This window comes from Aquitalea sp., from assembly GCF_030150775.1.
Classification (GTDB): Bacteria; Pseudomonadota; Gammaproteobacteria; order Burkholderiales; family Chromobacteriaceae; genus Aquitalea; species Aquitalea denitrificans.
In genome coordinates this window covers 1-16,941 of the sequence record NZ_JASLFG010000047.1, presented here as the reverse complement: position 1 = coordinate 16,941, position 16,941 = coordinate 1, and the positions used below count along the sequence as shown (strand labels likewise).

Below are 16,941 nucleotides of genomic sequence, written 5' to 3'. Positions count from 1 at the left end.
CAAGGACTGCCTCCTTGCGGTTTTTCTTGTCACCCACCTCTACGCTATCAAACCCGTACTATTCTCCCGGCAACAGCGTTCCGTTTGCCAGCAAAACAGCAAAATCCTCCGGCGGCATCGGTTTGGCCAGCAGATAACCCTGGATCAAGTCACAACCTTCCTGTTTGAGGAAGCGCCATTGGTCAATGGTTTCCACCCCTTCGGCCACTACCTGCATGTTCAGGTTCTTCGCCATGTTGATGATGGCACGGGCAATGGCTGAGTCGTCCAGATCATTCGGGATGTCGCGCACGAAGGAGCGGTCAATCTTCAGCTTGTCTGCCTTGAAGCGCTTGAGGTAGGAAAGACTGGAATAACCGGTACCAAAGTCATCAATCGACAGCTGCAGCCCCATACCCTTGATGGTATCAATGGCCTGTAGCGTGCTGGTGACATCTTCCATGATCACGCTTTCGGTCACTTCCACATCCAGCATGTCCGCAGACAGGCCATGGCTGCTGAGGGCCTTTTCCAGTACCTCGGCCAGGTCCTGCTGACGGAACTGCAAGGCAGACAGATTGATGGCCAATGACATTTTGGGCAGACCCTGGCTATGCCACAAAGCCAATTGACGGCAAGCTTCACGGATCACCCAGTTGCCGATCTGCACGATGAAACCGCGCTCCTCGGCCACTTCGATAAAGCGCGCCGGTCCCAGAATGCCCAGTGAGGGGTGATTCCAGCGGATCAAGGCCTCGGCACCGGTAATGCGTCCATCAGCCATGGCCACCTGCGGCTGGTAATGCAGAATGAATTCATTGCGCTCCAGCGCAAAGCGCAGCTGGCTTTCAATCGCCAGAATCTCGCGGGCGCGGGCGTTGAGGTCGGCAGTGTAGAACTTGTAGCTGTTACGGCCGGACGACTTGGCGTGATACATCGCCGCATCGGCATTACGCACCAGGGTTTCAAAATCGCGGCCATCATCCGGATACACACTGATACCGATGGATGGCGTGATAGTAATGGTGTGGTTGTGCAACTCGATCGAGGCACCAAACGATTCACGAATGCGTTCGGCAGCCAGCGCGGCTTCGCTGGGGTCGGAAATGGCCGGCAGCAGGATGATGAATTCGTCACCACCCTGACGTGCCACCGTCTCGCCCGCCGCCAGGGAGGACTTGATGCGGTCGGCAGCCACTTGCAACAGGATGTCGCCGGCGGAATGGCCCAGCGACTCATTCACTGTCTTGAAGCGGTCCAGGTCCAGCAGCAGCAAGGCCATCTGCTCGTTATCGCGGCAAGCATTATGAATGGCCAGCTCCACACGGTCGTGCATATGGGCGCGGTTGGGCAGGCTGGTGAGCACGTCAAAGTGCGCCAGGAACTGGATGCGCTCATCCGCCGCCTTGCGTTCAGTCAGATCGCTGAAAATGGCCACATAGTGCGTGATTTCCGACAAGGGATTACGCACCGCATTGATGGCCAGCCATTCCGGATAGATTTCGCCGTTCTTGCGGCGGTTCCAGATTTCCCCCTGCCAGGAGCCCTGATTGTCGATTGCCTGCCACATACCGGCATAGAACACCTCATCATGCCGCCCGGATGACAGGATGCTGGTTTTCTGTCCCAGTACTTCCTGCTGGGAGTAACCGGTAATTTCGGTAAAGGCCTTGTTGACGCTGCGAATGCGCTTTTCGCTGTCGGTAATCATGATGCCTTCCACGGTGTTCTCGAACACCTTGGCCGCCAGTTGCACCCGCTCTTCTGCCGCGCGCTTTTCAGAAATGTCGCGCACCATGCGCCATACCGCGTTGATACGGCCAAAGGCATCACGCATGGCCACGGTCTTGACGCTGACCGGCACATGATTGCCAAAGCGGTTCATGTATACCGCTTCGAACTCGTCGCAATAACCGAACCGCAGTACCTTGTTGTCCAGATTGAAGCGCTCCAGCGCCTCGCTCTCCTGCCCCACCAGCGACCAGAAGTTCTGCTGCTTGAGCTGGTCCAGGTTGTAGCACATCAGATTGAGGAAGGCCGGGTTGGCATCCATCACCTGGCCATCCAGCGAACTGATGACGATACCGTCCAGGTTGGACCAGAACAATTCGCGATATTTGTTTTCCGAACGGCGCAGCGCATCTTCCACCTCGCGGCGGCGGGCAATGTCCGCCTCCAGTGCCAGGGTCTTGGCGCGCAATTCGTCAATCAGACGCTTGAGTTCGGAGCGGGTCCATTCCAGATGCTTGCCCAGCTTGCCGATTTCATCACGCCTTGCCCAGTAGAAAGGCGACTCCAACTTCAGTTCTGCCAGTTGGGTAGCCTGTTCGGTAAGGCTATGCATCGGTCGCAGAAAGCGCGAATGCAGAATGCTCATAATCAGCAAGATGGACAGCACCAGCTGGGCTACCAGAATCAGCAGGATGTTCTTCACCTGATTGTGCAGGGCATTGGCCAGATGTTCGGTGTCGAACTCCAGCGTCACCTGGCCGATTTCCTCACCCCGGTAAATCACCGGCTTCTGCACGAAGGACACGCCGCCCACACGACGTTCGCTACGTAGTGCCGACAGGAAAACCTGGTTGGACTGGGTATCGGTCACCCGGATGGAAACCACCCGCGCGTCTTCCATCACAGAAGAAATCAGCGGGCTGCCAGCTTGACGACTCAGGTTCCACAACGGTTCCTGCATCCCCAGCGCCACGATGTCCAGCAGGCGCTTCTCGTCGGTCTCCAGCTGGGCCGTCAGATTGTCCCGCTGAATATTGATACTCAGATAGCTGATGATGGAGGCGGGAATGAGCAAGCCGAGTACCACCGCGATCATGAAGACCGCGCGGAGCGAGAGGCTTGAGGTCACTGGGTTCTTTTCTTCTTGGGATGCCATCGGTATTGGAGGTCAAAATGCGTTAATGGCGCGGAATATTCCGCTATCAAAATTCGGTGCTTCAATTATTGTGCAATGCGGGCAGTGAGGACTGTCCGCATGATAAGGCAGACATTACTCAGTTATAAGCGATTTTTTTATGCAAATGACAGTTTCTACAACGAAAGAGACTGCCAGCAGGCCAATTTGCCATGCCCATGGCAGCAGCCTACAATCCACCCCATTCAGAATTACCCGGAATTGCCTCTGATGTCACACATGCAATATGACACCCTTATTTCAGCGCGCTGGATCATAACCGTTGAACAGGACGGCGAAGTACTGGAAAACCATGCCATTGCCATCAAAGATGGCAGGATAGCCCAGATCCTGCCGAGCGCCCAGTGCGCCAGTCTGCAGGCCGCAGAAAGAATCGACCTTGGCAACCACGTGCTGATGCCGGGCCTGATCAACCTGCATGGTCACTCCGCCATGACCCTGCTGCGCGGACTGGCTGACGACAAGGCACTGATGGACTGGCTGAACAACCACATCTGGCCTGCCGAAGGTAAGCATGTGCGTGATGACTTCGTGTTCGATGGTGCCAGCCTGGCCATGGCTGAAATGATTCGCGGTGGCACCACCACCATCAACGACATGTACTTCTACCATGCTGCCATGGCCCGTGCCGGTGTGGCCTCCGGCATGCGTACCTTTGTTGGCTGTTCCATTCTGGAGTTCCCCACCAATTACGGCAGCAATGCAGATGAATACATCAGCAAGGGCATGGAAGAACGCAAGGCCTTCCTGGGCGAAGAGCTGATTACCTTCACCCTGGCTCCGCATGCGCCTTATACCGTATCCGACAGCACCTTCCGCCAGGTGGTGGAGCTGGCCGAACGCGAAGACATGCTGATTCACTGCCACATCCACGAAACCGCCGACGAAGTGGCCGGCAGCGTGACGGAACACCAGCAACGTCCGCTGGCCCGTCTGGCCAAACTGGGCCTGCTGTCGCCGCGGCTGATTGCCGCGCACATGGTGCATCTGGACAGCGCAGAAATTGAAGCCGCCGCCCGTCATGGCATTTCCATTGCCCACAACCCGGCGTCCAATATGAAGCTGGCCTCCGGCATTGCCCCGGTACCTGCCTTGCTGGCTGCAGGCGTGAACGTGGGCATCGGCACCGATGGCGCGGCCTCCAACAACAAGCTGGACATGCTGGCCGAAACCCGTCTGGCCGCCCTGCTGGCCAAGGTGGGCACGCTGGACCCGACCGCAGTGCCGGCAGCCACCGCCATCCGCATGGCCACGCTCAATGGTGCCAAGGCACTGGGCATTGCCGACAAGGTGGGTTCGGTCAAGGTAGGCAAGCAGGCAGACCTGATCGCCATCGATCTGTCGGCACTGGAAACCGCTCCGGCATTCGATCCGGTATCCCATGTGGTGTATGCGGCGGGCCGAGAACAGGTCAGCCATGTATGGGTCAAGGGCCGCGCCCTGCTCACACAGCGTCAACTGACCACCTTGGATGAAACCGCACTCAAGACGCGCGGCGAAGAGTGGCGCAACCGTATTCTGGCGAGGTAAGCAATGAGCAATGTAGACGATCTGGAAATCGACAAATTCAGCCAGCTAGCGCACAAGTGGTGGGACAAGGACAGCGAATTCAAGCCGCTGCATGAAATCAACCCGCTACGCCTGGATTACATTGATGACTTTGCCGGCATCAAGGACCTGAAAGTCCTGGACGTGGGCTGTGGCGGCGGCATTCTGGCCGAGAGCATGGCACAGCGCGGCGCGCAGGTGACCGGCATCGACCTGGCCAAGAAATCCTTGAAAGTGGCCCAGCTGCACAGTCTGGAATCCGGTGTCAACGTCGAGTACCGCTGCATTGCGGTGGAAGACCTGGCCGAGGAAGCCGCTGGCAGCTTTGATGTGGTGACCTGCATGGAGATGCTGGAGCACGTGCCGGATCCGGAAAGCGTGGTGCGCAGCTGCGCCCGTCTGGTAAAGCCGGGTGGCTGGGTGTTTTTCTCCACCCTCAACCGCAATGCCAAGGCCTACCTGCTCGCGGTAGTCGGTGCAGAGTACGTGCTGAACATGCTGCCGCGCGGCACCCACGAATATGCCCGCTTCCTCAAGCCGTCCGAGCTGTCACGCATGGCACGCAATGCCGGGCTGGAAATCAGCAACGTCAGCGGCATGAGCTACAACCCGCTCACCCGGATTTATGCACTGGGGGATGACACTCAGGTCAACTACCTGATGGCGACGCGCCGCGCAGTCCTGTAAGCACGGCCACCCTCAGCCTGCCCCTGTCCTGCTTGATGCCGGCCAGGGGTTTTCTTTTTCCAGCAGCCGCACAAATAAAAAAAGGCCTTCGCCACAGCGAAGGCCCCCAATCATCCCCCGGTCCAGGACCGGTAAACAACCCGCTAGATTGTGAGAACACACACTGCCACACACACGCAGCACTGCTGGCCTCAGTGCGAGTTTGAAAGCCCCATTCCTCGTGTCAGTGATTTTCAAACAAGCGTTCGAATAATAAAACCAAATCAGAAATCATTACAAGGAATTTCCCTGAAGTCCGTCAGATCCATCAACAAAATGCAACAGTAAATTCCTTACACTCCCACTATGCGCAACAGACTGACTGCCAGACAATTCCACATTCCAATTGCCGAGTCAGCCAATATATATGAAAATAATAATATTCGATAATGGAGACACTGATGACGTTCAAGGCCAACGATTCGCTCACCGAGCAAATCGCCCAATACCTCGGTAAAAAGATCATCCAGGGTGAAATGGCACCGGGTGAACGGATTCAGGAGTTGCGCATTGCCGCCGAACTGGAAGTCAGCCGTGGCTCGGTACGAGAAGCCCTGCTGATTCTGCAACGCCGCCATCTGGTGGAAATCTACCCGCGGCGTGGTGCCATGGTATCCAGCATTTCCAGCACCGACGTGCGCGACTTTTTCGAACTGTGGTTCATGCTGCTGGACCGGGTGGTGTGCAATCTGGCCAGCAACTGGAAAAACGACGATCTGGCCCGTTTTTTCGAACTGATGTCCACGCTGGACGAATGCCATCGCAAGGATGACATGCCCGCCTATTTCGACTGCGGCGTGGAATTTCTGCGGGCACTGTACGATTTTTCCAGCAATCGCTACATGAGTGCGGCGCTGCAGGATCTGCTGCCACTCACCCAGCGCTGCCTGTATGCCATCCTGCGCGCCGGTCGCTCGCAGATGGATCGCACCCAGCAATTCCTGAATGACTTGCTCAAGACCATCATTGCCCGTGACACCACCCGCCTGCGCATCATGGTGGCGGAATTCGGTCAGGACTACAGCAAGCTGGCACAACAATCGGCAGCAGCCTTGGCCGGTAACAGCCACTAGCCTGCTACTCCCTATAAAAAAGGCCGCAATGATTGCGGCCTTTTTTTACCTCACGCCCTGAGCAAGGACATGTGCAAGCAGACTCAGCCCACGATGCGCTGATAGTCGACAAAGGCATACTGCAGCCCCTTGTCGCTGGTGAAACTGCTACGCGCCACTTCCTGCCAGTCGGCAGCACTGACCTCCGGGAAATAAGCGTCGCCATCAAAGGCTGCGTCAATCTCGGTCAGGCGCAAACAATCCGCTACCGCCATCGCCTGACGGTACAAATCGGCACCACCAATCAGGCAGACTTCCGCCACGCCCTCGGCCATGGCCAGCGCCTGCTCCAGCGAATGGGCCACTTCCACGCCTTCGGCCTGCCAGTCTGACTGGCGGGTGATGACGATATTGCGCCGCCCCGGCAAGGGACGGCCGATCGAATCGTAGGTTTTACGGCCCATCAGCACCGGTTTGCCCAAGGTGACCGCCTTGAAGTGCTTGAGGTCTTCCGGCAAATGCCAGGGCAAGGTGTTGTTGATGCCGATCACGCCATTGCGGGCCTTGGCCGCCACCAGCGTCAGTACAGGCTTGCTCATACGGCCACCGCTCCCTTGATGTGCGGATGCGGGTCGTAAGCTTCCAGTGTGAAATCATCAAAGGTGAAGGCAAACAGGTCGGTCACAGCCGGGTTGATCTTCATCTGCGGCAGCGGGCGCGGTTCGCGGCTCAGTTGCAGACGGGTCTGCTCCAGGTGATTGCTGTACAGGTGGGCATCACCCAGCGTATGCACGAAATCACCAGGCTTGAGGCCGCACACTTGTGCCACCATCATGGTGAGCAGGGCATAGGAGGCAATATTGAACGGCACGCCCAGGAAAATATCTGCCGAGCGCTGATACAGCTGGCAGGACAACTTGCCGTCCGCCACATAGAACTGGAACAGACTGTGGCAAGGCGGCAGCGCCATTTCGTCCACCAGCGCCGGGTTCCAGGCCGACACAATCAAACGGCGCGAATCGGGATTGCGCTTGATCATCTCCACCACATTGCTGATCTGGTCGATATGGCGGCCATCAGGTGCCGGCCAGCTACGCCACTGATAGCCATACACCGGGCCCAGATCACCGTTCTCATCTGCCCATTCATCCCAGATCGACACCCCGTTTTCCTTCAGATAACGGATATTGGTGTCACCAGTGAGAAACCACAGCAACTCGTGAATGATGGAGCGCAGATGACATTTCTTGGTGGTGATCAGCGGAAAACCCTGCTGCAGATCAAAGCGCATCTGATAGCCGAACACCGAGCGGGTGCCGGTGCCGGTGCGGTCGGACTTGTCATGGCCATGTTCCAGCACATGGCGCATCAGATCGAGGTACTGTTGCATGCTGCCATCCATCAAGATTAATCGGCAGATTGTACCTTAGCCTGCCCTACAGCACAGCCCTTCCTACCGGCAACACCAATAACCACAAGCTAAAAGAGGCTGGCCTGCCGCCCCCGGCATACGCTACCATCCGCTTTAAAATACAACGTCAGAAAACAGGGGCTAAATGGCAGAAGATTCCGATCTCGAACGGACCGAACCCGCGTCAGCCAAACGGCTGCAAACCGCGCGGGATGATGGCAATATTCCGCGCTCGCGGGAATTGTCCACCTTCGCCGTCACCATGACCGGAGTTGCCCTGCTAATGGCACAGGGGGGCAAGCTTGGCACGTCCATGATGGTGATGATGAAACAGCTGCTGATATTCGATCAGCACACCGTGCAGCAAGCCGAACCGGCCATCATCCGCTTCAAGGAAGCAATGTTCGGCATGCTGTGGCAGTTGCTGCCCATTTTCGGGGGGCTTGCCATCGTTGCCGTGGCCACGCCCATCCTGATCGGCGGCTGGAACTTCACCCTGGCCCCGCTGGAACCCAAGCTGACCAAGCTGAACCCGGCCAGCGGCATCAAGCGCATCTTCTCTCTCAACGCCGCTACCGAAGGCCTGAAAGCCATTCTCAAAAGCATGCTGATTGGCGGCGTGGCCGTGTGGATCATCTGGCGCGAGCGCACCGACATCCTTGGCCTGCTATCCATGCCACTGGAAGCCGGCATCCTGAAGATGACCGACATGCTGATCACCACCTTTTTCATTGTCACCGCTGCCATGCTGATGCTGGTGGTGATCGACGTGCCCTTCCAGCTGTGGAACTACCATAAGCAGCTGCGCATGACCAAGGAAGAGATCAAGCAGGAATACAAGGAAATGGAAGGTTCGCCCGAGGTCAAGGGCCGTATCCGCCAGCTGCAGCGCGAGGCGGCCCGCAAGCGCATGATGCAGGAAATTCCCAAGGCCAACGTCATCGTGACCAACCCTACCCACTATGCAGTGGCACTGAAGTACGAAGAAGGCATGCAGGCACCGGAAATCGTGGCCATGGGCACACTGAAGCTGGCGGAAAAGATCATCGCCACCGGCAAGGAACACAAGGTCACTGTGATGCGCTCGCCCAGTTTTGCCCGGGCGCTGTATTTCCATGGCGAATTGGGCCGGGAAATCCCCGCCAGGCTGTATACTGCCGCAGCGCAGATCCTGGCCTACGTCTACCAGTTGCGCGCCTACGAGTACAATGGCGGCCTGGCACCGGTCTACCCTGACCAGTTGGAAGTCCCCGCCGACCTTGACCCGGAAAGCAAACGCCAGCAAGATGCGGCCCCGAAAGCGAGACCATAATTCCGGATGGATAATTTCCTCACCCAGTTGAAGCAGTTCAACGTCACCAAGCTGGCCGGCCCGATACTCATCATCCTCATTCTGTCGATGATGGTATTGCCGTTGCCGCCGGTGCTGCTGGACATGTTCTTTACCTTCAACATTGCGGTGTCGGTGATTGTGCTGCTAGTGGGCATCAATGTGCGCAAGCCGCTGGATTTTTCATCCTTTCCGTCTGTGCTACTGGTTACCACCCTGCTGCGGCTATCGCTGAACGTGGCCTCCAGCCGGGTGATCCTGCTGGAAGGCCATAGCGGCCCGGATGCCGCCGGCAAGGTAATTGAATCCTTTGCCCACTTCCTGATCGGCGACAACGTTGCCATCGGTATCGTGGTCTTCGTCATCATCACCATCATCAACTTCGTGGTGATTACCAAGGGTGCCGGCCGGATTGCCGAAGTGTCCGCACGTTTCACCCTGGATGCCATGCCCGGCAAGCAGATGGCAATCGACGCCGACCTCAACGCCGGCCTGATCGGCGAGGATGACGCCCGCAAGCGCCGCGCCACCATTGCCGAGGAAGCCAACTTCTTCGGTTCCATGGACGGTGCCTCCAAATTCGTGCGTGGCGATGCCATGGCCGGCATCATGATCATCGTGATCAATATCGTCGGTGGCCTGATCGTGGGTGTGGTCCAGCACGATCTGGATGCCGGCACCGCCGCCAAGACCTACACCCTGCTTACCATCGGTGACGGCCTGGTCGCACAAATCCCTGCGCTGATCATCTCCACCGCGGCCGGTATCGTGGTGTCGCGCGTGGGTACCGACAAGGACATGTCGGAGCAGTTTTTCGGCCAGCTGTTTGCCAAACCGCAAGTGCTGTATATCACCTCAGCCGTCATCGGCATGATCGGCCTGATTCCCAACATGCCACACCTTTCTTTCCTGCTGATTGCCAGCCTGTTGGGTTTTCTGGGCTGGACCATGGACAAGAAGGAAAAAGCCGCAGCCGAGCAAGCCAGCCAGCAGCAGGCGCAGGCCGCCGCGCCGCCCGACCAGCCCATGGCCGAGGTCAGCTGGAACGACGTGCAGCATGTGGACGCACTGGGCCTGGAAGTGGGTTACCGGCTGATTCCGCTGGTGGACCGCACCCAGGACGGCGAACTGCTGCGTCGCATTCGCGGCATTCGCAAAAAGATTGCCCAGGAACTGGGCTTTCTGGTACCCGCCGTACACATTCGCGACAATCTGGAAATCAAGCCCAATGCCTACCGCATCCTGCTCAAAGGTGTGGAAATCGGTCAGGGCGAGGCCTATATCGGCCAGTATCTGGCCATCAACCCCGGTCGGGTAAACGGCACCATGCCGGGTACGCCCACCACCGATCCGGCCTTTGGCCTGCCCGCGGTATGGATAGATGCTGCCCGGCGCGAAGAAGCCCAGCAGATGGGCTATACCGTGGTGGACTCCAGCACCGTGGTGGCCACCCATATTTCCAATCTGCTGCAAACCCACGCCGCCGAACTACTGGGCCGCGAAGAAGTGCAGGCACTGATAGACCACCAGGCCAAGGAATCACCCAAGCTGGTGGAAGACCTGGTCCCCAAGGTGGTGCCTATCGGCATTCTGCAAAAAGTACTGCAGCAGCTGCTGACCGACGGCATTCACATCCGCGATTTCCGCACCATCCTGGAAACCCTGGCCGATCATATCAGCACCACCCAGGATGTGGACGACCTGACCTCCTCGGTGCGTACCGCACTGGCACGGGTGATCGTGCAGCAGCTGTTCCCCGGAGAAACCGAACTGCCGCTGATGACGCTGGACCCGGCACTGGAAAACGTGCTGTCGCAGGCGGTCAACTCCAAAACTGGCGGCGGCCTGGAACCCGGTCTGGCAGAAAACCTGCTATCGAGCGCAGCACAACAGGCCGAGCAGGTGGAAATTCAGGGTTACAATCCGGTATTGCTGACACCACCGGGTTTAAGGCCGCTTCTGGCACGATTCTTGAGAAGAGCACTCCCACAACTGCGTGTGATCTCGCATAATGAAGTACCTGACAATAAATCCATTCGTATAATTGCGGTAATTGGGGGAAGCAAGGGCTGATAGCAAATGGTGGTAAAAAAATTCTTCGGAAAAACCACACGTGATGCACTCAGACAGGTCCGCGAGGAACTGGGTGCCGACGCCCTCATCTTGTCCAATCGCCCGACAATGGGGGGCGGTGTAGAGATCATGGCCGTGGCGGATGCAGATGTCGCCAACCTGGCCACCAATCTGTCCACCCCAGGCAGCAAGCACCCGGCCCGCAATGCGCCGGCGGTGAGCCGTCCGGTTGCGCCACCGACGCCGGCTGCGGGCGCGACCAACCGCGCCATTGCCCGTACCTATGCCATGCCGGTGGAGCCGCTGGAGAGCCCGGCCCCACCGCGCATCGACAGCCCCCCGCCACGCCCGCAGCAGCGCATCGAGCCATCACTGGCAGATGGTACGCCAGTCAGCTTCAACGTCAGCCCGCAGACACCACCCTCACGTCCTGCCCCTGCTCCGGCCAGCATGGTGCCGGAGTCACTGGTCAAGATGCAGACCGTGGCAGCCGGTCCAGCCAGCAACGGCCATGCAACGCCGCCACGCAACAAACCGGCTCCGACTGAAGAAGAGCCGGAAGTCATGGCGCAGGAACTCAAGCAGATCGGTGATGAAATCAAGCTGCTGCGCAGCCTGCTGCAAAGCCAGCTGGCCAGCTTTGCCTGGTCGGACATGGAAGGCAAGACCCCCAACCGCATCGAGCTGTTCAAGCATCTGCTGGCCATGGGTTTCTCTGCCAACCTGATCCGCCAGCTGATTGAAAAAATGCCAGCCCAGTACGAAGGCGACATCGCCATCAAATGGGCACGTTCGGCGTTGATGCACAACCTGAAATGTGCCGACGCCAACCATGACATCATGGACAAGGGTGGTGTGTATGCGCTGGTCGGCCCCACCGGCGTGGGCAAGACCACCACGGTGGCCAAGTTGGCCGCCCATGCCACCATGCGCTTTGGTGCACAGCATGTGGCGCTGATCACCACCGACAGCTACCGGATTGGTGCGCAGGACCAGTTACGCATCTACGGCAAGATTCTGGGTATCCCGGTGTTCTCCATCCAGAACGAAGGCGATCTGCAACTGACCCTGGCCGACCTGTCCAATCGCCATCTGGTGTTTATCGACACCGTCGGCATGAGCCAGCGCGACGCACGCGTCACCGGCCAGATCGAAATGTTCCGCGGTGCTGGCCGTCAGGTGGAACGCCTGCTGCTGCTGGCTGCCAATGCCGACGGCCACACACTGGAAGACGTGGTGCGCCACTACCGTGGCAATGGCCTGGCCGGCTGCATCCTGTCCAAGATCGACGAAGCCGTCAGCATGGGGCCCAGCATGGATGTCATCATCCGCAACCGCCTCAAGCTGTTTTACATCACCAATGGCCAGCGCGTACCTGAAGACCTGCATTCAGCCAATGCAGCCTTCCTGGTTGACCGGGCCTTGCGCGCACCACAGCCAGGCTCGCCGTTCAGCCTGCAGGGTGATGAGCTGTCCATCCTGAACTCCGCACAGGCCAGCTGGCAATGAACAGCGCCCTACAGGATCAGGCCGCCAGTCTGCGCCGGCTGACAGCCAAGGCCGGCAGGGCGCCCAGCTTTGCCTTCATCGGCTCGGACAAAGCTGGTGCCAGCACCCTGGTGACCGAGCTGTCGCTGGGACTGGCTTATGCCGGCCATCGCCCGCTGGTGGTGGACTGCAGCCTGGGTCAGGTGCAGGCACGCAGGCTGGGCACCCCTACCACCGCCACGCTGGAAAGCCAGATGGTCAGCGTAGGCGGACTGGACGAAATGATGACCACCTCGCGCCAGGGTATTCAGCTGATCAACCTGTATGCCCGGCCAGAAGAACGCGCACTGTTTTCCGCCCAGCTCTGGCTGCGTCTGGGCAGCGAATTTGCCGCCTTGGAACGGGACAGCAGCGTGCTGATGATAGACGTGCCTGTTACCGCCACCGATCCTGTCCCGGCCAGCGTGGCGGACAATCTGATACTGGTGATCAGCCCGGCGGCTGACTCCATGACCACTGCCTATGCCAACATCAAGCGCCTGTCCAGTGGCTTTGGCCGGCAGCGCTTCAATGTTCTGGTCAACCGGGTGCGCCATCTGGAAGAAGCACGCGATTTGTTCAACCGACTGGCTGCAGTCACCAGCGAGTTTCTCAGTGTCTCGCTGCGCTGGGTCGGCTTCGTTCCTGCCGACAATGCAGTGCGCCGCAGCCAGGCCCTGCGCCGCCCGCTGATGGAGGCCTTTCCCGACAGTGAAGCCGCGGCAGCCTTTGCCCAGTTGGCTGCGGTACTACCCCAATGGGACAGCCCGGAAACCGAACGTAACGATACTGGCTTCATGGACATGCTGATCGCCACCTCGCGCGACTGGGCCGAGGCTGATGGAGCAAAACGACGATGACATTACCGTCCCTACGCCGCAAAGGCTATGCCGGTGCAGTCTCGCAACCGGAAATCGACGTACAGAAACACCTGCCGCTGGTGAAAAAACTGGCCGGCATGCTGATGGCCCGTCTGCCCGCCTCGGTGGAAATGGATGATCTGGTCCAGGTAGGCATCATCGGCCTGATCGATGCCGCCCGCCAGTTCGATCCCCTGCAGGGAGTGCAGTTTGAAACCTTTGCCAGCCAGCGCATACGTGGAGCCATGCTGGACGAGCTGCGCCGTGAAGACTGGCTGCCGCGCCAAGCACGCCGCCAGGCCCGCCAGATCGAAGACAGCATCAACAAGCTGGAACAACAGCTGGGCCGCGCGCCGCTAGAGTCGGAAATCGCCGCCACTCTGGGCGTGGAACTGGATGACTATCAAAGCATGCTGGGCGACTGCAAAGGCCTGAGCCTGGTGCACTTTGAAGACTTTTCCGATGGCGAAGGCGAAACCCTGAACGACGCCATTGCCAATATCGAAGACAGCAATGCGCCCAATCCGCTACAAGTGCTGGCCGATGGCGATTTCCGCCAGGCACTGGTGGATGCCATCAAGACCCTGCCGGAACGCGACCAACTGGTAATGGCGCTGTATTACGAGCAGGAACTGAACCTGAAGGAAATCGGTGCCGTACTGGAAGTGTCGGAATCCCGCGTTTGCCAGCTACACACCCAGGCCATTGCCCGCATCAGGGCCAAGATGAAGGAATGGCTGTAAAGCCACCGGCCTGCCCGGATAACGATAACGGAATCAAGCGTGGACAAGATCAGCATCATCGCCATTGTCATGGGTCTGACAGCCATCATTGCAGGCCAGGCCATCGAAGGGGGCAATATCGGCTCCCTGCTGCAACTGACTGCCTTCATGATTGTGATTGGCGGCACCATGAGCGCCGTCATGCTGCAAAGCACACCCAAGCAGTTTGTTGCCGGCATGCGCATGATCAAGTGGATTTTCCAGCCGCCGCCACAGGACAATGAACGGCTGATCCGCGAAGTGGTGAACTGGAGCCAGACCGCGCGGCGCGGCGGCTTGCTGTCACTGGAAGGCTATGTCACCCAGCAAAAGGATCCGTTCACTAAAAAGGCCCTGCAAATGGTGGTGGATGGTGCCGAACCCGATGTGCTGCGCGGCGTGATGGAAGTGGAAATCGGCATGTTCGAGCATGCGCGCAAACAAGCTGCACGGGTGTGGGAATCCGCCGGTGGCTATGCCCCCACCATGGGTATTCTGGGTGCGGTACTGGGCCTGATTCACGTGATGGAAAACCTGTCCGACCCCTCCAAGCTGGGTGCCGGCATTGCCGTGGCATTCGTGGCCACCGTGTATGGCGTAGGCTCGGCCAACCTGTTTTTCCTGCCGGTGGCCAACAAGCTCAAGCATCTGGTGGCGGTTGAAATCGCCCTCAAGGAAATGGTGGTGGAAGGCCTGGTGGCGATTGCCAACGGTGAGAACCCGCGCATCATTGAAAGCCGCTTGCGCAGCTTCCAGGCGATGCACGAGTAAGCGTCAGAACGGTAAATCTTCCGGCGGCAACAAACGCAGGCTGCTGCCTGCTGCCGGTTTTTTCAGGTAGGCATCCAACAGTTTGTAGGTATCGATATCAAAGCTGGGCCTGCCTTGCAAGCCAGCCTCGCCCACCTTGCGCGAGCCCAGATAGCACCAGCGGTCAAACACATGCTCGATGGCCGCACCAGTCACCTCATCACTTTCCACCACTGCTAGCGGGCCGGGATATTCCCACGCCTTCACCCGGATACGCGCCAGCGCCTGCATCAGCCGCATATTGTGCGAAGGAGCCGGCTCCCGCCCCACGCAAGCACCGCGGCAACGTCCACCCTTTAGCGCCATGCATCCCGCACCCTTGCGACTGGTTACTGCTTCCACCCCCAGTACGGACTGACACAAACTGTTGCCACTGGCAATCTCGGCCAGTACCTTGCGCGCTTCCTTCGGGCTACGGAACAAGCCGTACAAGTCTGCCGTACGGCTGAAATCCAGCTGATCGGCATGCACGATGACCGGTAGCACAAACTCACCCTGGCTGTGATCCAGCTGAATGGAACAGACTTCGCTGAGCAGACGGCTGCGATGATTGTAAAAAGGCTTCAGTTGACGCAGCAACTGCTGCTCCAGCAGCGCAGCCCCTAGCTCGCCAATGGTTTCCTGGCAGCTGATACGCCGGACCGGGCGCTGGATGGCCGGTTCCTTGCCATACTTTCCATCCTGCGCCAGTTGCGACACCACCTTGCCACGTACATTGCTGGCCCGGCCCACATACAGGGCCTGTTCGTCTTCACCCCAAATGGTGTACACCCCGGGTAGATCGGGCAGGTCGTCCACCAGCGCGGCATCCACTCCTGGCGGCAGTTCGGGTTGAGCCATCACATGACGGATAGCCTCCTGCACTACTTCTTCCCCCAGCTCGACACAGGCCGACTGCAAGAATAGCTGCAAGGCTTCGGCATCGGCCATCGCCCGGTGCCGCTCGGCCAACTGCAAGCCATGGCGCTGGATGATGCTATCCAGATTGTGCTTGAAGTGTTGGGGGTAAAGACGCCGCGACAACTTGACCGTACACAGCGTAGCGTTTTGCAAACGCAAGCCGACGCGGCGGAATTCATTGCGCAAAAAGCCATAGTCAAAACGGACGTTATGCGCCAGCAGCAAACGCCCCTGCAGCATGGGCAGCAGTTGTGCGGCGATGACGGAGAACGGGTCGGCATCCTGCACCATAGCGTTGCTGATGCCGGTCATGTTCTCGATGAAGGGCGGAATCGGCTGCAAGGGATTGACCAGTGTCTGGTAGCGCTGCAGTTGCTCGCCATCCAGCAGGATGAGACCGATTTCGGTAATGCGATCGCGGCCGATATGGCCGCCGGTGGTTTCCAGGTCGACAATGGCCCAGGGAATATCAAACAGCATGCAATCTCGTCGGAAAATTCATCAAAGGTCGGCCAGCCCGGAAGACAAGCTGCGCCATGGCAGGCAAACGCGCATCTTACACCGTGCCACCAGCTTTGCCGATGCAGCCATTCCGGTATTGCTGTGCCGCCTGCAACAGTAGCCCCCAGCAGGTATACTAGGCTGCCGAAAAAAATAGTGCAAAAGTGTTGACACCAAAAATCCGTATCTGTATAGTTCGCCCTCTCGAAAGACAAAACGTTTTTTGAGACAGTGCACCCGTAGCTCAGTTGGATAGAGTATTTGGCTACGAACCAAAGGGTCGGGCGTTCGAATCGCTCCGGGTGCACCACTACAGCGTCCCTATAGTTTAGCGGTTAGAACACCGCCCTTTCACGGCGGTAGCCGGGGTTCGATTCCCCGTGGGGACGCCAGCTTTGCACCCGTAGCTCAGTTGGATAGAGTATTTGGCTACGAACCAAAGGGTCGGGCGTTCGAATCGCTCCGGGTGCACCAAAGTCCCTATAGTTTAGCGGTTAGAACACCGCCCTTTCACGGCGGTAGCCGGGGTTCGATTCC

Annotated in this window: 14 protein-coding genes and 3 tRNA genes; 13 read left to right on the top strand and 4 right to left on the bottom strand. The window is 58.5% G+C overall.

Annotated elements, in window-relative coordinates; translation table 11 throughout:
• Positions 1 to 58: 58 nt before the first annotated feature.
• A complete protein-coding gene (locus QVF59_RS16090; protein WP_287881264.1) occupies positions 59 to 2,839 on the bottom strand; it encodes a bifunctional diguanylate cyclase/phosphodiesterase in 2,781 nt (926 codons plus the stop codon).
• 276 nt (positions 2,840 to 3,115) lie between these two features.
• On the opposite strand from QVF59_RS16090, the gene QVF59_RS16085 reads away from it, so the two are divergent.
• The 3 genes from QVF59_RS16085 (at position 3,116) to QVF59_RS16075 (ending at position 6,252) form a co-directional block, all read left to right on the top strand.
• Complete coding sequence (locus tag QVF59_RS16085) at positions 3,116 to 4,435, top strand: TRZ/ATZ family hydrolase (RefSeq protein ID WP_287881263.1); 1,320 nt, start codon at positions 3,116 to 3,118, stop codon at positions 4,433 to 4,435.
• A 3-nt stretch (positions 4,436 to 4,438) separates the two neighbouring features.
• Entirely contained in the window at positions 4,439 to 5,140 is a 702-nt protein-coding gene (ubiG, locus tag QVF59_RS16080; protein ID WP_159879100.1) for a bifunctional 2-polyprenyl-6-hydroxyphenol methylase/3-demethylubiquinol 3-O-methyltransferase UbiG, read from the top strand.
• A gap of 440 nt (positions 5,141 to 5,580) precedes the next feature.
• Entirely contained in the window at positions 5,581 to 6,252 is a 672-nt protein-coding gene (locus tag QVF59_RS16075) for a GntR family transcriptional regulator (protein ID WP_159879102.1), read from the top strand.
• 83 nt (positions 6,253 to 6,335) lie between these two features.
• On the opposite strand, the gene QVF59_RS16070 is transcribed toward QVF59_RS16075, so the two are convergent.
• Both QVF59_RS16070 and QVF59_RS16065 read right to left on the bottom strand, forming a co-directional pair.
• Complete coding sequence (locus QVF59_RS16070; RefSeq protein ID WP_287881261.1) at positions 6,336 to 6,830, bottom strand: dihydrofolate reductase; 495 nt, start codon at positions 6,828 to 6,830, stop codon at positions 6,336 to 6,338.
• Positions 6,827 to 7,621 (bottom strand): thymidylate synthase, encoded by a 795-nt coding sequence (locus QVF59_RS16065; protein WP_287881260.1) that lies wholly within the window; start codon positions 7,619 to 7,621, stop codon positions 6,827 to 6,829. The genes QVF59_RS16070 and QVF59_RS16065 overlap by 4 nt, the downstream gene beginning before the upstream one ends.
• A gap of 166 nt (positions 7,622 to 7,787) precedes the next feature.
• Between QVF59_RS16065 and flhB the strand changes: the two genes are divergently transcribed.
• From flhB to QVF59_RS16035, 6 genes are read left to right on the top strand one after another with little or no spacing between them, the layout of a single operon-like run.
• Entirely contained in the window at positions 7,788 to 8,954 is a 1,167-nt protein-coding gene (gene flhB, locus QVF59_RS16060) for a flagellar biosynthesis protein FlhB (RefSeq protein ID WP_287881259.1), read from the top strand.
• A 6-nt stretch (positions 8,955 to 8,960) separates the two neighbouring features.
• Positions 8,961 to 11,045 (top strand): flagellar biosynthesis protein FlhA, encoded by a 2,085-nt coding sequence (gene flhA, locus QVF59_RS16055; protein WP_287881258.1) that lies wholly within the window; start codon positions 8,961 to 8,963, stop codon positions 11,043 to 11,045.
• Between the two features lie 6 nt (positions 11,046 to 11,051).
• Positions 11,052 to 12,554 (top strand): flagellar biosynthesis GTPase FlhF, encoded by a 1,503-nt coding sequence (gene flhF / locus QVF59_RS16050; protein ID WP_287881256.1) that lies wholly within the window; start codon positions 11,052 to 11,054, stop codon positions 12,552 to 12,554.
• The gene (locus QVF59_RS16045; RefSeq protein WP_287881254.1) at positions 12,551 to 13,432 is read left to right on the top strand and encodes a MinD/ParA family ATP-binding protein; all 882 of its coding nucleotides are present in this window, start codon (positions 12,551 to 12,553) and stop codon (positions 13,430 to 13,432) included. The genes flhF and QVF59_RS16045 overlap by 4 nt, the downstream gene beginning before the upstream one ends.
• Complete coding sequence (locus tag QVF59_RS16040; protein ID WP_159879116.1) at positions 13,429 to 14,175, top strand: RNA polymerase sigma factor FliA; 747 nt, start codon at positions 13,429 to 13,431, stop codon at positions 14,173 to 14,175. The genes QVF59_RS16045 and QVF59_RS16040 overlap by 4 nt, the downstream gene beginning before the upstream one ends.
• 39 nt (positions 14,176 to 14,214) lie before the next feature.
• Entirely contained in the window at positions 14,215 to 14,964 is a 750-nt protein-coding gene (locus QVF59_RS16035; RefSeq protein WP_159879118.1) for a flagellar motor protein, read from the top strand.
• Between the two features lie 3 nt (positions 14,965 to 14,967).
• Here QVF59_RS16035 and QVF59_RS16030 read toward each other — a convergent pair whose 3' ends face one another.
• Positions 14,968 to 16,383, bottom strand: coding sequence for an exonuclease domain-containing protein (locus QVF59_RS16030; protein WP_287881251.1), 1,416 nt, complete (start codon positions 16,381 to 16,383; stop codon positions 14,968 to 14,970).
• Between QVF59_RS16030 and QVF59_RS16025 the strand changes: the two genes are divergently transcribed.
• The 4 genes from QVF59_RS16025 to QVF59_RS16010 all read left to right on the top strand — a co-directional run bounded on the left by QVF59_RS16025 (position 16,382) and on the right by QVF59_RS16010 (position 16,878).
• Positions 16,382 to 16,525: a hypothetical protein gene (locus QVF59_RS16025; protein ID WP_159879122.1), complete on the top strand. Its 144-nt coding sequence runs from the start codon at positions 16,382 to 16,384 to the stop codon at positions 16,523 to 16,525. The genes QVF59_RS16030 and QVF59_RS16025 overlap by 2 nt on opposite strands.
• Before the next feature lie 112 nt (positions 16,526 to 16,637).
• Positions 16,638 to 16,714 (top strand) — tRNA-Arg (locus QVF59_RS16020).
• Positions 16,715 to 16,721: 7 nt separating this feature from the next.
• Positions 16,722 to 16,796 (top strand) — tRNA-Glu (locus QVF59_RS16015).
• Positions 16,797 to 16,801: 5 nt separating this feature from the next.
• Positions 16,802 to 16,878, top strand: a tRNA-Arg gene (locus tag QVF59_RS16010).
• The last annotated feature ends 63 nt before the right edge of the window (positions 16,879 to 16,941 follow it).

Coding starts and splice junctions, on each gene's coding strand:
- QVF59_RS16085 (WP_287881263.1), top strand. CDS start 3,116: ATGTCACACATGCAATATGACACCCTTATTTCAGCGCGCTGGATCATA.
- ubiG (WP_159879100.1), top strand. CDS start 4,439: ATGAGCAATGTAGACGATCTGGAAATCGACAAATTCAGCCAGCTAGCG.
- QVF59_RS16075 (WP_159879102.1), top strand. CDS start 5,581: ATGACGTTCAAGGCCAACGATTCGCTCACCGAGCAAATCGCCCAATAC.
- QVF59_RS16070 (WP_287881261.1), bottom strand. CDS start 6,830: ATGAGCAAGCCTGTACTGACGCTGGTGGCGGCCAAGGCCCGCAATGGC.
- QVF59_RS16065 (WP_287881260.1), bottom strand. CDS start 7,621: ATGCAACAGTACCTCGATCTGATGCGCCATGTGCTGGAACATGGCCAT.
- flhB (WP_287881259.1), top strand. CDS start 7,788: ATGGCAGAAGATTCCGATCTCGAACGGACCGAACCCGCGTCAGCCAAA.
- flhA (WP_287881258.1), top strand. CDS start 8,961: ATGGATAATTTCCTCACCCAGTTGAAGCAGTTCAACGTCACCAAGCTG.
- flhF (WP_287881256.1), top strand. CDS start 11,052: ATGGTGGTAAAAAAATTCTTCGGAAAAACCACACGTGATGCACTCAGA.
- QVF59_RS16045 (WP_287881254.1), top strand. CDS start 12,551: ATGAACAGCGCCCTACAGGATCAGGCCGCCAGTCTGCGCCGGCTGACA.
- QVF59_RS16040 (WP_159879116.1), top strand. CDS start 13,429: ATGACATTACCGTCCCTACGCCGCAAAGGCTATGCCGGTGCAGTCTCG.
- QVF59_RS16025 (WP_159879122.1), top strand. CDS start 16,382: ATGCAATCTCGTCGGAAAATTCATCAAAGGTCGGCCAGCCCGGAAGAC.
- QVF59_RS16030 (WP_287881251.1), bottom strand. CDS start 16,383: ATGCTGTTTGATATTCCCTGGGCCATTGTCGACCTGGAAACCACCGGC.